The sequence below is a fragment of the Dehalogenimonas sp. W genome, from assembly GCF_037094495.1.
Lineage (GTDB): Bacteria > Chloroflexota > Dehalococcoidia > Dehalococcoidales > Dehalococcoidaceae > Dehalogenimonas > Dehalogenimonas loeffleri.
The window spans coordinates 935,714-950,093 of sequence record NZ_CP146612.1 but is presented as its reverse complement, the minus strand read 5'-3'; the positions used below and the strand labels follow the sequence as shown (position 1 = coordinate 950,093).

Annotated in this window: 10 protein-coding genes; 1 reads left to right on the top strand and 9 read right to left on the bottom strand. The window is 52.1% G+C overall.

The window, feature by feature from the left end; translation table 11 throughout:
* The first annotated feature begins 150 nt into the window (after positions 1-150).
* Positions 151-984 carry a glutaminyl-peptide cyclotransferase gene (locus V8247_RS04920; RefSeq protein WP_338736722.1) on the top strand — a complete coding sequence of 278 codons (834 nt, stop codon included), beginning with the start codon at positions 151-153 and terminating at the stop codon, positions 982-984.
* Between the two features lie 14 nt (positions 985-998).
* Here V8247_RS04920 and V8247_RS04915 read toward each other — a convergent pair whose 3' ends face one another.
* From V8247_RS04915 to V8247_RS04875, 9 genes are all read right to left on the bottom strand, one after another.
* Positions 999-2,969, bottom strand: coding sequence for an ABC-F family ATP-binding cassette domain-containing protein (locus V8247_RS04915; protein WP_338736721.1), 1,971 nt, complete (start codon positions 2,967-2,969; stop codon positions 999-1,001).
* 114 nt (positions 2,970-3,083) lie between these two features.
* The gene (locus V8247_RS04910) at positions 3,084-6,470 is read right to left on the bottom strand and encodes a PAS domain S-box protein (RefSeq protein ID WP_338739322.1); all 3,387 of its coding nucleotides are present in this window, start codon (positions 6,468-6,470) and stop codon (positions 3,084-3,086) included.
* A 189-nt stretch (positions 6,471-6,659) separates the two neighbouring features.
* Positions 6,660-6,932 carry a PQ-loop domain-containing transporter gene (locus tag V8247_RS04905; RefSeq protein WP_338736720.1) on the bottom strand — a complete coding sequence of 91 codons (273 nt, stop codon included), beginning with the start codon at positions 6,930-6,932 and terminating at the stop codon, positions 6,660-6,662.
* A 165-nt stretch (positions 6,933-7,097) separates the two neighbouring features.
* On the bottom strand, positions 7,098-7,610 hold the full coding sequence (locus tag V8247_RS04900) for a formate hydrogenlyase (protein WP_338739320.1): 513 nt from the start codon (positions 7,608-7,610) through the stop codon (positions 7,098-7,100).
* 2 nt (positions 7,611-7,612) lie between these two features.
* Entirely contained in the window at positions 7,613-9,187 is a 1,575-nt protein-coding gene (locus tag V8247_RS04895; RefSeq protein ID WP_338736719.1) for an NADH-quinone oxidoreductase subunit C, read from the bottom strand.
* A 10-nt stretch (positions 9,188-9,197) separates the two neighbouring features.
* On the bottom strand, positions 9,198-10,673 hold the full coding sequence (locus tag V8247_RS04890; RefSeq protein WP_338736718.1) for a proton-conducting transporter membrane subunit: 1,476 nt from the start codon (positions 10,671-10,673) through the stop codon (positions 9,198-9,200).
* Positions 10,673-11,350: a hydrogenase subunit gene (locus tag V8247_RS04885; protein WP_338736717.1), complete on the bottom strand. Its 678-nt coding sequence runs from the start codon at positions 11,348-11,350 to the stop codon at positions 10,673-10,675. The genes V8247_RS04890 and V8247_RS04885 overlap by 1 nt, the downstream gene beginning before the upstream one ends.
* Positions 11,347-12,285 carry a respiratory chain complex I subunit 1 family protein gene (locus V8247_RS04880; protein ID WP_375340884.1) on the bottom strand — a complete coding sequence of 313 codons (939 nt, stop codon included), beginning with the start codon at positions 12,283-12,285 and terminating at the stop codon, positions 11,347-11,349. The genes V8247_RS04885 and V8247_RS04880 overlap by 4 nt, the downstream gene beginning before the upstream one ends.
* Positions 12,282-14,222: a proton-conducting transporter membrane subunit gene (locus V8247_RS04875; protein ID WP_338736716.1), complete on the bottom strand. Its 1,941-nt coding sequence runs from the start codon at positions 14,220-14,222 to the stop codon at positions 12,282-12,284. Before V8247_RS04875 ends, V8247_RS04880 begins: the two co-directional genes overlap by 4 nt.
* Positions 14,223-14,380 lie beyond the last annotated feature (158 nt).

Genomic DNA, 14,380 nt, shown 5'->3' with positions numbered 1-14,380 from the left:
CACGTCCCCATGGAACGCGACTTAGCCAGTATAATTCTAAAATGCCCGGAACAAACATGATATAGGTCAAGTTGCTGTATAGGTCTGATTTACGGCTCCCGTTCCGCGGGAGTATGATTAGATGAATATTTTTGAACCTGAAAGCAATATATGCCCCCGCCGACACCCCGCCGTTCAATAAAATGGTTGCTGCAATTACTGTTGGCGGCCGTCATCGTCACCACACCGGCGGCCTGCGCTCCGAATACCCCGCCTGGTATCAACCAGCCTTCAGTCGTCAACTACACCTATCGGGTCATCAACACCTACCCTCATGATCCCGGAGCTTTCACCCAGGGGTTGGTTTATGACAATGGCATATTATACGAGAGCACCGGGTTATTCGGCCATTCTTCACTCCGCAAAGTTGACTTGGTTACCGGGCAGGTCACGCAGACATTAACACTGGCCCCAGGTTACTTCAGTGAAGGGTTGGCTTTATGGCAGGATTCGCTCATACAACTGACCTGGCAATCAAACACCGGCTTTGTCTACCAGCGGGACAATTTTGAAGTAACGCAAAGTTTCAGTTATGTCACCGAAGGTTGGGGGCTGACTCATGACGGCAGCCGGCTGATTATGAGCGACGGTACCGCCACCTTATATTTTCTGGACCCGAAGACATTTACCATCACCGGCAGCGTTTCAGTACACGATGCTGAAACACCGGTTGCGCAGTTGAATGAACTGGAATACGTCAACGGCCGGATTTATGCCAACGTCTGGCAGACCGACAGGATTGCCGTCATAGACCCGACCGACGGACGCGTTACCGGCTGGATTGACCTGACCGGACTGCTCACAGCTGAATTAAAGGGTAATAATCCCGTAGACATATTGAACGGTATTGCCTATGACGCCGCCGGTGACCGGTTGTTCGTCACCGGGAAACTTTGGCCGTGGCTTTTTGAGATAGAGCTGGTAAGTGTAGATCATCCAAATTGACACTTCGCGGTAAGTCAGTCAACAGACTGCGCCAGCGCAGCCTCTAACTTATTACGGAGCTGCTCTTCCTCGGCGGCCAGCCGTTCCCATTCCTCCGTGCGGCGCTTGATGCTCTCTTTAAGCGTCTTGTGCCGCTCAATCCGGGCCACCACCTTTTTGGAATCTCCATAAGAGTCAGACCCGGCAAACTCAGCTTCAATAACGGCCAGGTCGGCTTCTTCAGCCGCCAAATCCTGTTCAATCCGGTCTAATTGTTTCCGGATTGGTGTAATTTTACGATTAAACTCATTGCGGAGCGCCCCGGTGCGCTGACGTTGACCAGAGGACGGCTTGACCACCGTCAGCCCGTTGACTGTTTTGACTCCGGACGGCTGCGGCGCCCCGGCTGATTCCTGATGGTACAGATATTCATCATAGGTGCCCGGAAAAACCTCAGCCCGCCCGTCCCTGACCTCAATTATCCGGTTGGCCGCCTGACGGATCAGCGTCCGGTCATGGGTGATAAAACACAGCGTACCGTTGTAATCCTGCAACGCGTCCGCCAGTATCTCCCGGGAAGCAATATCCAGATGGTTGGTGGGTTCGTCTAACAGCAGCAGGTTGGCCGGTTGCGTCAGCATCTTGGCCAGCGCCAGCCGCGCCCGTTCGCCGCCGGACAAAACCTCAACCTTTTTTAAGGCATCATCGCCGCTGAATAAAAAGCCGCCCAGTATCGCCCGTAACTTCTGATCCGCCGCATCCGGTGCCGCCCGCCATAGCTCCGCCAGCATGGTGTTCCGGGGCTCCAGCAATTCCAGCTGATGCTGCGCGTAATAGGCGCTGGTCACGTTGTACCCGAGTTGCCGCCGGCCCTTTTCAAAAGGCAGCACCCCGGCCAGCACCTTCAACAAAGTGCTCTTGCCGGCGCCGTTCGGCCCGATAATCGCTGCCTTGTCGCCCCGCCGCAGCGTCAGATTCAGGTCGCGATACACCACATTATCACCGTAGCTTTTATGCAGGTGTTCCAGGCAGATAACCTCTTCACCGGGACGGGGCGGTTCCGGAAAACTGAAGTTAATCCGTTTTACCAGCCGCGGGACTTCAATCCGTTTAACCTTGTCCAATGCCTTGATGCGGGACTGCACCTGCCGTGCTTTGGTAGCCTTGGCGCGGAAACGTTCAATAAACTGAGTTTCCTTTTCAATCTTAACTGCCTGCCGGGCCGCCGCCGCTTCCAATGTTTCCATTTCCAGCTGCCGCGTCAGGACATAGTCATCGTGATTACCGCGGTAAACCGCCGCCGTCCCGTTCTCCAGCGCCACCACCCGGGTCACTACCCGGTTCAGAAATGCCCTATCATGGGAGGTCAGCAACACCGCCCCCTGATAAGCCGCCAGATAATTCTCAAACCACATCTGGGTTTCCAGGTCAAGGTGATTAGTCGGCTCATCCAGCAGCAACAGATCAGGATTTTGCAATAACATCTTGCCCAGCTCCGCCCGCATCAGCCAGCCGCCGCTGAAATTACCCAAAGGCCTATTAAAATCCGACTCCTTGAAGCCCAGCCCGGTCAGAATCACTCTGGCTGTCTGCTCCAGGTCATAGCCACCGTAGGCCTCAAAACGGTGTTGCAGCTCCCCCAGTTCATTGAGTATCGCCGTCCGGTCGGTTTCCGGATCCGCTTCGCCCAGCTCCTCCTGCAACACATTCATGCGATGTTCCAATGATGTTATATGCCCGGCAGCCGCCGTTACCTGTTCCAGGAGCGGCCGTGGCGACCGATTGTCCACTTCCTGCCGCAGGTAACCGATGGTGATGTCCTTAGGCCGGGTAATAGTGCCGCCGTCGGCCGATGCGGTACCGCTGATAATTTCAAACAGCGTGGTTTTACCCGCGCCGTTCGGCCCTAAAAGAGCCGTGCGGTCACGGGCGCCGATATGAAAGCCGACGCCGCTGAACAGACAGCGGGCGCCGAAAGATTTGGAAACATTATTCAGACTGAGCATAAAACGTCAGCCTATTATAACCTTGGTAACGGAGTAATGTGAACCGGGGCCGCACCCTTGACGACTTAACGGCCTAAATAAACCCACTCCTGATAGGAATGTTGAGGGTTAATCTCAGGGCGAAGAACCTTCGCCCGATTCAGTATCCTGCAACATCTCACCAATCCGCTGTTCCAGCGTGGCCCGGTCAAAGGGCTTGGTTACCCAGCGCAAATCCCGCTGCTCCAGATATTCTTTTATCCCCTGATCAGAAATGTCACCGGTAATAAAGATAATTCGCCGGGAAAGATGAGGGTACAGGGCTGTAATCTCTGAATAGAGTTCAATGCCGCTTTTACCCGGCATGCGGATATCCAGCAGGACGACCTCATAATCCCGCTCCGCCAGCAGTTGCATGGCGTCCTGGTATGCCCCCGCCTCATCCACCCGATTACCGCTGCTCGTTAGCATCGCTTTAACGTAGGATCGGACGGAAGATTCATCATCCACCACCAGCACCTGCAAATCCCGTAGAGCGGCAGTGGTACGGGCTGTTTCACCGGATGGACGCTCCGCCTGGGTTATCTCCGACAGAGTCACCATCGGCAGAGTGATCACGAACCTGGCACCCACACCTGCTTCGCCTGATTCTTCAATAGTACCGCCGTGCTCCAGAATAATACCGCGGGACAGGCTCAGGCCCAGCCCGGTACCTTCACCGGGTTCCTTGGTAGTATAAAACGGCTGGAACAATTTGGTTTTAGCCTCGGCGGGAATACCGCCGCCGTCATCCTCAAAAGTAATACGAATCCACTGGCCCACCTGTTCCGTCCTGATAGTCAACAGTCCCCGATCATGAGCATTCTTCATGGCATATTCCGCATTGACGATCAAATTGAGAAACACCTGTTGCATTTGTCCGGGATCCACCATAATCGGCGGCAAATCAGCAGCATACTCGCGAACCACCTCAATATTGGCTGTCCGTAAGACATAACTCCGCAGTTCCAGAGTATTTTCAATGAGTTCGTGAATATCTGACAAATGACTGGACGGTTTGGACTGCTGGGCAAAGATCAGCATGCGCCGTATGATTTCCTTTACCCTTTGGCTGCCGTCATTGATAATCTTAAGGTCTTCCTGAATATCATTCGGCAGGCCTTCGCGGGTCATCAGCATCTCGGAAAACCCGATGACACCGGTCAAGGGATTGTTTATCTCATGGGCGATACCGGCTGCCATCTCCCCCACCGCCGCCAGGCGGCTGGACATTTCGGCCTTGTCCCGGAGTTGCTTCTCTTTGGCTTCAGCGCTCCGGCGCTCCGTAATGTCAGTAATAAAACCCTCCAGGAAAAGAACCTCACCGTTGTCGGAAAACACTCCCTGACCTCGTTCCCAAACCCAGCGGGTCTCTCCGGAAGCCGTGGTAATGGGGTATTCCTTCTCAAAAGCCTCTCGCCGGCTGAGTACATCCTCCCATTGCTGAGATATCTCTTCCCGGTAGTCCGGCTGAATGATATCGCCAAAAGCCAATCGCTGATTATTGATAAAATCCTCCGGCCGATAACCGGTGACCGGCAAACAACCATCGCTGACAAAAAGCATGGTCCAATTCCGGTCATTAGCGCACCGGTAAACAAACCCGGGCAAATTGTCCACCAGCGTGGCATACATCCGTTCACTCTCACGCCGGGCTTGTTCTATCTGGGTGCGCTCCGTCACGTCACGGAAGAAACCATGGGTGGCCGTCACCTTGCCGCCTTCAATCCGGGGTACGATGTTGCCTTCAACATTAACCACCCGGCCATCTTTGGCCAGAAAGCCGGCACTGACATTACTCTTGGCCTGACCGGCCAGTATCTGGTTGAACAATTCCCTGCAGTGTTCCAGGCTGTCTGAATGAATGACCTCAAACAGAGTAAGCCGTTTCAAGTCGGTTGCGGTATAACCCAGCAAGTCATGCCAGGCCTGGTTGACGAAGATATACTTCCCGTCCGGAGCCACGCTCTGAATGATCTCCACCGTATCATTGAGCAATCGCTCCAGTTGCTCTTCTTCCCGCCGGAGCGTCTCTTCCATGTGTCTGCGTTCGGTTATGTCACGAATGTACAACACATTCACCGGCTGCCCACGGTAAATGGTCATGGAACTGGTGAGTTCAATGGGTACTTCGGATCCATTCTTGGTTTGAATGGTCATCTGGAAGAACCCCGGCAGACTATTCCCCCGGATTTTCTGTCGGTGCCGGTTCAGAGAATCCTGCTGAAACTCCGGTGATACCAACTGAAAAAACGACATGCTGTTTAACTCAGCGAAAGTGTAACCCGTCAGCCTGGCCCAGGAATCACTAACAAATACCTGCCTGCCCTCCAGATGATCCGCATCCGACAGCATGACGATGGCCTCACCGGACTCAGTACCCAGGGACACCAGCACCTTGTAGCGTTCCTCGGACTCACTCAGCTCTTCATTGATGGTTTTCAGTTTTTGAAAAGTGGTCGCCATTTCCCCGGACAACAAACTGATTTCATCGCCTTTTGAATCCATCCTGACTTGGGGGAATACCCCCGTTTGGCCGGCCGTTTGAACCTGAGTGGCCAGCAGGCTCAGCCGTCTTATGACCAGACGCCCCATCAACAAATAAATAATCAGCCCCAGGCTGATGCTGGCCAGGGCGGCGGCCAGGAGGTAGAAATTAACAGTGGCCTGTCCCTGAAGATAAATATCGCGCGGCATTTCCACCCGGATAATTAGTACCGGCTGGCTGTTGTAATCTTGAATCGCAATATAACCGGCCAGAGTCTGGCTGTCGCTGGACTCTATAAAATGATCTTCGGCAGACAATTCAAATTTGGCCCGGCTGATATCACCAGGTAAGGCATCGGCTGAATAATCCCAAACGGTAAAGGAGATTTGGGTGATGTGGGCAATGTTGTTAATCAGTCGTTCCGAAATCAGACGCCCCAACACCAGGCTCCCGGCAATCCCGCCTTCACCGCTGGTCGGCAATATCGGGCCGGATACTATCAGATAGGTGCCCTCGGAGACGGTAATGATTTCGCGATAAAGATGGTCGGGAACGGGGTGCTGCAACAGATGACTGCCGGGCTGAAAGTAGTCTTTGATCCCTTCGGGCAGTGACACCGCTTCCTGGGTATCCAGATCAACAACTTTTTCATACACTATCTCACCATCGTTGCGTACAAAAAGCATGAAATCCAAACCAAGGTTACTCAGGGTATCGTTATCCATATTGGCGTCAATGAAATCCTGATTAGCGTCCTGAACAAAACCATAGGTGTCGTCCCAGACAGCCCAATCTCTGTTGATTACGCCCATCTTGGTCAATTCGTCATCCAGCGCCAAACCAACCCGCTCCAGATTGACGTGCATCGCCTCATGTTCCAGTTCCAGGTAACTGCCCAGCAGCACACTCTGGGAGGACAGGTACAATCCGAGGATAACCAGCATCACCAGAGCAAACAGGCTGACCAGAATCTTAGACCTGATAGAAAGCTTCATCACCGTATCGGTGCTCCTATATGTCATTATTAGGTCATTGCCGGACTACATTTTCCAGCATTATAGCATAAGACCTAATACCCGGTATTAATTAGGTTAATAACCGGAACATTATATTGATGGTGGTGGCCTTTGGGAAATATAACTTACAGGCTAGCGGTCACCTGTGAGACACAAAATCAGTACCCGCTACTTATCGTGAATGGGGCCACCATATTTCACCTTGGCGTAAAGCATACTCATACCAAGAATCAAGGTTATTGAATTCCAAAGAATAACCGATGGCAACCCAGCTACGATTCCATAAACCAGCCAGAATGAAATGCCAATAACAAAGAACACCGTAAAAAACAGACTGATTTCAACCGCACTTTTAAGTTTGAAAAGCCGCCAAACCTGAGGAACAAATCCACCGGTCGTTATCAGACCACCCATAAACCCAAGCAATTCCTGAGTCTCCAAATTTCAGTCTCCAGTCATCAACAAGTCTAATATAATATTTAGCAACATGTAATACACAAGTCGCCCCGGGTTTTAGAATGCGGATAACATCACACTTTTTGCCCCTGCCAGAATTAGGCACTTCGCTTCTAATTATCCCCACCGGTCATCCTGGCTCGGCAGTCGTTACACACCAAGTCCTTTTATAAAACCCAACAATCCCACCATTATATCGCAGGGCGTCGGCGGGTTACCGGGAATCTTGAAATCCACCGTCAATATCTTATCGGCACCGCCGAGCACGGCATAACTGTCGTTGAGAATCCCGATACCGCAGGCATCATCACCCACCGCAATGACCCAGCCCGGTTGAGGCATGGCGTCATAGGTCTTGCGCACCGCTTCGGCCATTGCCACGGTCACCGCACCGGTGACGACAATAATATCGGCATGCCGGGGTGAGGCCACAAAGGTGATACCAAAACGCTCAATATCATAATAAGGCGTCGTCAGATTATTGAGTTCAATTTCAGCGGCATTATCGCTGCCGGAATCCACTTCCCGGATCGCCAGACTGCGGCCGAAAACGCGTGCTATCTCACTCTTAAGGGCCTTGCCCGCCTGTTCAAACGATTCATCCGAGCGCACAACCCTCATCGCCGGCTTGGCACCGAAGATATTGCTTAACAATACGGTCATACTCATAAATCGTTCCCCGCGTAAGACAGATTCAGGCTCTTGTTGATCAACGGGAAGTCCGGTACGATATTATTTATGACTGCGTGTTCTATGGCCGGCCAGTTGCAGAAAGATGCCGTGCGCACTTTCCAGCGGTCAATTACACCGTCTTTAACATAGACCCAATGCAGGTTCTGCCCCCGGGCTGACTCCACCAGTGCCACGGCATAACCGTTACGGGGAACACAATCTACTCTGACCGGGCCATCGCCCGCGGCTTTAACCGACTCCTTGATAACTCGTACCGATTCACTTATTTCACCAGCTTTCACCTGAAAACGGGCATATACATCACCCTCAACGGCGGTTATCGCCTTTAGAAAAATGGATTCATATCCTCCGTAAGGGTGGTCCAGCCGGGTATCGCCGCCGTCGCCGGAAGCCCTCGCCGTCGGCCCGGTTAGATTCAAAGCGGCAATCAACTCAGGTTTGATTGCCCCGGTCGTTTCCATCCGGTCAACTGCCCAAGAGGATTCGTGGGTAGTCTTCAAAGCCGTGGCCAACCGCTTGGCAAAGGTCCCCATATAAGTAACCAAATCACGTAGTCGGTCTTCATTGATATCCTTGCTCATGCCGCCGGGCACTATGATACCCTTAAGAAAGCGGGAACCGATCAGCTCGGCGTTCCAGCGTAAAATCTCTTCACGCAGGATAAAAAACGGTGCCGCCCCCATCGGGTAAGCCACGTCGGTCACCATGCCGGCCAGACCCCCCAGATGCGAGTAGATCCGCTCCAATTCCAGCATTACCACTCGCAACGCGTTCGCCCGCTTCGGCACCGTTGCACCGCTGATTATTTCTATTGCCATCGCGAAAGCGCAGGCGTTCGCCGCGCTCTCATCACCGGAGACCGCCTCGGCAAGAGACACCGCAGCGTCCGGCGTCCGGCCTTCCGCCAATTTTTCCAGCCCCCGGTGTTTCCAGAAATGACGGATTTCCAGGTTAAATATCGTCTCCCCGATAACACTGAAACGGAAATGTCCCGGTTCAATAATACCGGCATGCACCGGTCCTACCGGAATCTGATACATCCCCTCGCCGGTGAATTCCCGAAACTGGTATTCCCGCCTGGGGGTCACCGCCGTTGGTTCAATCTTCTCATTTTTAACTGATTTCCTGAGCGGATGAAAGTCATCGGGATAGGCGTCATGTAAAAACAGACGGCGTTTATCAAAAGCACCTTCAAAAACAACACCAAATCCGTCGGCGATTTCCCGCTGAAAATAACTGGCCACGGGAAAGTCGGCGGCTATGGAGAGTCCCTGATTACCAATAAGGCGAATATCCAGTATCAGAAGTTCGTTATTGCCCCGTTGTTCAAAGCAATAAAAAAGTGAGATTCCGCTTCCCTCAAAGTTTTCCGCCGCCCACAAACCGATCAGCCTGACATCCGAACGGCTTTTCAATATCCCTGTGATTTCCACCAGGGCAACCACGCTGACCGTCAGGTAAACCTCACCGCCCCGGCCGCGGCGGGACCGGCCGACAAATCCCTTTTTCTTTAACTGTTGCTCTATCGCTAAAGTTAAACTATTCACTACTGCCCCATTACCAGCCAAGATCAATCACGATATTATTGAGTACCGTTTCCAGCCAGCCCGGTAGATACAAACCCATGGTGAAGAGTGCTACAAGCGTCGCTATGATCGGCAGTTTCATTGCCAGTGGAGTCCGGTATCGTACGCCATCATCGCTGGTTTCATTGGAAAAGGCCCGAATCAGGTAATACCCGAAACCCGCAGCCGTCAGTAGAAAACCGACCAGCACCGCCACGAACAATAGGACTGACTCCGATGCCGCTACGGTCAGGATATTGAATTTAGCCAAAAATACCGGCAGCGCCGGTACACCGATGGCGGCTGCAGAGCCCGCAATCAAACCCCAGGCTGCCAGTGGCTGTACACCGAACGGGTTTTTGACCGCAAAATACTTGTTTGACCGGTATTGCCGGTGAAAAATCCCGGCGGAGAAAAAGAGCAGGGTTTTGACCAGCGCGTTACCAAACTTATGAAACAAAGCCCAGAACAGCGCTACCGGTGTGCTCAGTCCAAACGCCAGCAATATCAAACCGGCCTGTTCCACCCCGGAAAAAGCGATGAGCTTCTTGGTATTGGTTCGGGCGATGATGGCCAGCGCCCCTATCAAAATACTGACAAGGCCAAACCCAATAAGTATCGGCTGGAGAAACGCCTCGTCACCTGCTGCCCGACCAATGGCATAGATTCTTATGACCGCATAAAGACCCAGGTTGATGACGGCACCGTACATCACCGCCACCACCGAAGGCGCTCGGACATAGGCTGCCGGCAACCAGGTATGGAAAGGTACAATCCCTGATTTGGCCGCAAACCCGATGAACAGAAAAACAAAGGCAAAACTGAACAAACGGGGGGAAAGAGTTGAGGCCGTTGCCATCAGTTCCGTCCAGTTCAGACTGCCGCCGACTATCACCTCTCGGGACAATGCGAATAAAAGAATAATGCCGATAAAGGCAAACAGCATCGCCGTAGAAGTCACAAAAACATATTTCAAAGCAGCGGTAATATTCTCCCGCGCCTTAAGCGTCACCAGTAGCACCACGGAAATCAGCGTGGATAATTCAATAAAGATCCACAGCAGCGCCAGATTATTAGACAGAAATCCCATTATGATTACCAGCGGTAACAAGGCCAGGGCAGCATAAAACACCCCCAGTAGTGAACTCTCAATTTCATCTGAATCCAACAGCGAGGCGATATACCCGCGGGCATAAACTGCGGCCAGCAGGAATAAAACAGAGGTTATAACCGCTTCATAACCGCCCAGCGTATCAATAAACAAATAATGGTTGTCCATTAAAAACCGTGGGTTATCAGCCATTAACAGCCAGGAACTCAATCCCAGGTACCAGACGGCCTCAACAATCACCAGTGTGTTGAGCAGTCTGCGATGGTCGCCTGAGGCCCGATGGCGGCCATAATAAAAGGACAAAGCAGCGACTATGGTTGCCGGCAGAGCGAAGGCGAAGATAATCAGGCTATCCATCATTCCTCAAAATCCAGCCCCAATTGATTCAATCGCTTGTGGAAAGCCTCCACGCTGGAATCAATACCGAACGCCAGAATGGCGGACAGGATGATAATCATCAGCAGGTCCACCACAATCAGCACTTCAATAATAAAGGGCATTTCGGCGATAAACAGCGAAAAAAGCAGCACTCCGTTCTCCATGGAAAGATAACCGATTATCTTGGTAATGACCTTCCGGCGGCTCATGATAACCATCATACCCATCAAGGTCAGCGACACTCCGATGACCGCACCAAGAATGAACAATCGGCTGACATCCAGCGCTTCAGAAAAACCGACAAAAGCCTGGTACACAATGAAAAACAGCACCGCTGACAGAATGATTGATCCTATCGGTGTCAGATAGTTGAACTCTAAATCGCGTTTAATTGGCATGGCTGCCAGCAACCGTTTGAGGAATACAGGAATGATGATCACTTTGGATACGATAGTCAAAGCCGCTATTAACAGTAAACTGGTAAAACCCTCTTCTGAAAAGAGAAGGAGCGCAATCATCGCTAACAAAACCGACTGCACGGAATAGATGGAGAATAGAGATAACAGCGAACGCTGAGTGATAATCAGCGCCGCGGTGCCCAATACCAGCACCAGCAGAATTTTTATCAGGTCATCGGTGAATAATAATTCGTTCATGCCAGCAGCTCAAAAACGATGGTGGCAAAAGAAAAGAATAACGCCAGTGTCATAAAGCTGGGCAGCCGGAACAGGCGGATTTTGGCCAGCACCGACTCAAAAATGCCGATCACCACCGCCAGAACTGCCGCTTTTACGGCAAAACTCACAAGGGACAGAAGAACCCCGGAAAAAGACAGCTCGGTCGCCAGCCCCCAGGGAAAGATGATGTTGATGAGTAGAGCCATAAGGACAGTCTGTTTTACCCCGTGCGAAAGCTCCATCAGCGCCAATTTAGGACCTGTCTGCTCCAGCGTCATCGCTTCATGGATCATCGTCAGTTCCAGATGCGTTTCCGGATTATCCACCGGTATTCTGGCTGTTTCCACAATCAGAACAATAAACAGCGATAAGGCAATCAGGATAAGCGTCGGGTACTGCGCCAGCGAACCCGCCGTCGTCAGCGCAAACATCTGCGGTATCTCAATCGTCTTTAGCACGAAAGCCAGAGCTGCCACCGCGGTAATGGTGACCGGTTCCATGATGGCCGAAAGGCTCATTTCCCGGGAGGCGCCCATACCACCGAAGGTTGAACCGGCATCAAGGCCGGTGAGAGCCATGAAGAACTTGGCTGACACCAGGAGGTACAGAAACAGGATTATATTACCGGTCAGGCCGCCGGACGGTATGAACACTACCGGGACCATCGCCGCCGCGCCCATGACAAAGCCAAAACTCAGGTAAGGCGCCAGCCGGGTGATAAACGAGGCGTTCGGCGAATAGATAATTTCCTTATGAAGCAATTTGAATAAATTAAAATAGCCCTGTAGCAGCGGCGGCCCCACCCGCCCCTGAGCCAGCGCCTTCACCTTTCTGGTCAGCATCATCACCAACGGTGATATCAGAATGACAAACGCCAGATTAAGAATCACATAGATCAGCGTTTCCAGCATCACAACCACCACCCCGCCACCGCCACCATGATAACGATAAGCACGAAGGTATAAAGGATAAAGGCATCAAGATCCACGTTATGGAGCCGAGAAACAAAGCCCGCAATCCGGTAGGTCAGTTTCGCAATAGGCAGGTAAATATGTTCCTCAAAGAATTGCAGAGAGTGGATTTCCCCCTTGCCGCCTGTGACGATAGCCCTGGCTTTATCAGCAAATTTCCGTTGCGCCGTCTTTCTGGTGCGGAAAATCGGGCTGAAAATGGTAATGATCGGCTCGGAAAAACCCGACGCCGTGTATTCCATTTTGGCAGTCTGCCGATGAATACCGCAAGCCCAGGTTTCGGAAATCCTGACCGGGGTTTTGGTTCGGCGCACCGCCAGAACCGCCCCGAAAATAACGATAATGATAATCAAACTTATCGGCAGCAGGTCCGGCAGAGGTAACTCCAAACCTATGCCTCTGATGATTTGATAACTGAAGATGCCCAGCACCACGCATATTCCGGCTAAAATACCCGGGCCGATCAGCATCACTCTGGGTGCTTCATGGGCATGTTCGGCGCTGGTTGAACGAGGCAATGCCAGAAAAACCGCGCCGAATACCCTGACGAGCCAAGCCGCCGCCAGGGCGCTCATCAACGCATAGGCCGCCAATGCCACAAATAGCAATATCGCCACCACCTGACTGGGCAACTGGAAAGCCCCCAGAAATGCCTGAAACAACATCGATTCAGAAGCAAATCCATTAAGCGGCGGCAAGGCGGAGATAGCGGCAGCGCCGATGAGAAAGATGATCGCGGTGCCCGGCATCCGTTTCACCAGTCCGCCCATGTCCTCAATATTCCTGGTATGCGTCGCCACTACCACAGAACCGGCGGTCATGAACAGCAGGCTTTTAAAGATCGCATGATTCAGGGTGTGGAACAAGGCACCGAAGAGAGATAACTCCGCCAGTACCCTCAGGTCGAAAACGCTAAAAATAATAAACAGCCCCAGGCCGATAACGATGATACCGATGTTTTCTATGGAATGGTAAGCCAATGATTTCTTGAGGTCGTGTTCCTTGAGGGCATAAATAACCCCCAGGACTGCGGAAACAGTACCGAAACCCAGCAGCACCATCCCCCACCACAACTCCGGCGTCATCACGTCAAGAATCAGGCGCACCAAACCGTAAATCGCCACCTTAAGCATCACCCCGGACATCAGTGCCGAGATATTTGATGGTGCGGCGGCATGGGCAAACGGCAGCCATTTGTGAAAGGGCATTACCCCGGCTTTGGTGCCGAACCCCACCAGGAAAACCAGAAAGATAATGCCGGCGTTAACCGGCAGCAATCCTTCAGCGGCGGTGATGTCCAGCGTCCCGGTGTAAAGATTCAGCAGTAGCGCCCCCAGCAACAGGAACAAAGTGGAAAACTGAGTCATTACCAGGTAGTAGATGCCGGCCTTGGGCGTTTCCGCGTGGTCTCGTTCGTAGAGCACTAAAAATAAAGAGCTCAACGACATTATTTCCCAGAAGAAAATGAAGGAGAAAAAATTGGCCGAAGCCACGGTCAACGCCATCGCCAGAATAAAAGAAGCCATGGCTGCCGCCATGAAATTTCGTTGCCGGTTGGTGCCGGAGTGTTCCATGTATTTGAATGAATAAATGGCGACGCAAACGGCCACCAGTGCGATAATCAGGATGAAAAAGGCCGCCAGCCGGTCCAGGTGGAAGGAAATAGTTAGCGAGGGCGTCAGTTGATAAAGTTCCAGATACAGGCTTGAGTCCGCGGCCAAAATCAAGCCGGACGAAATTAACCAGGCCAGGCACCCGGTTATTATCAGGAGCAGCGATGCCTGACGGCGTTTCAGCCCGGACGTTTCCCTGCCAAACACAGCCGCAATGGCTGCCAGCAGAAGAAACACTCCCCCGGTTAAAAAAAGCCCCAGTATCATTTTATTAATGTCCAAAGGGTAGAAAACAGAAGGAAGCCCTTGGAGGACTTCCATAAGTACTACCCGGCTATACAGCCCTGCTTATGAATCTAATGACTAATATTTTATGCTCACCCATTAGCCTTGTCAAAAGGCCTGCATCAATGCCGATTCCTGTT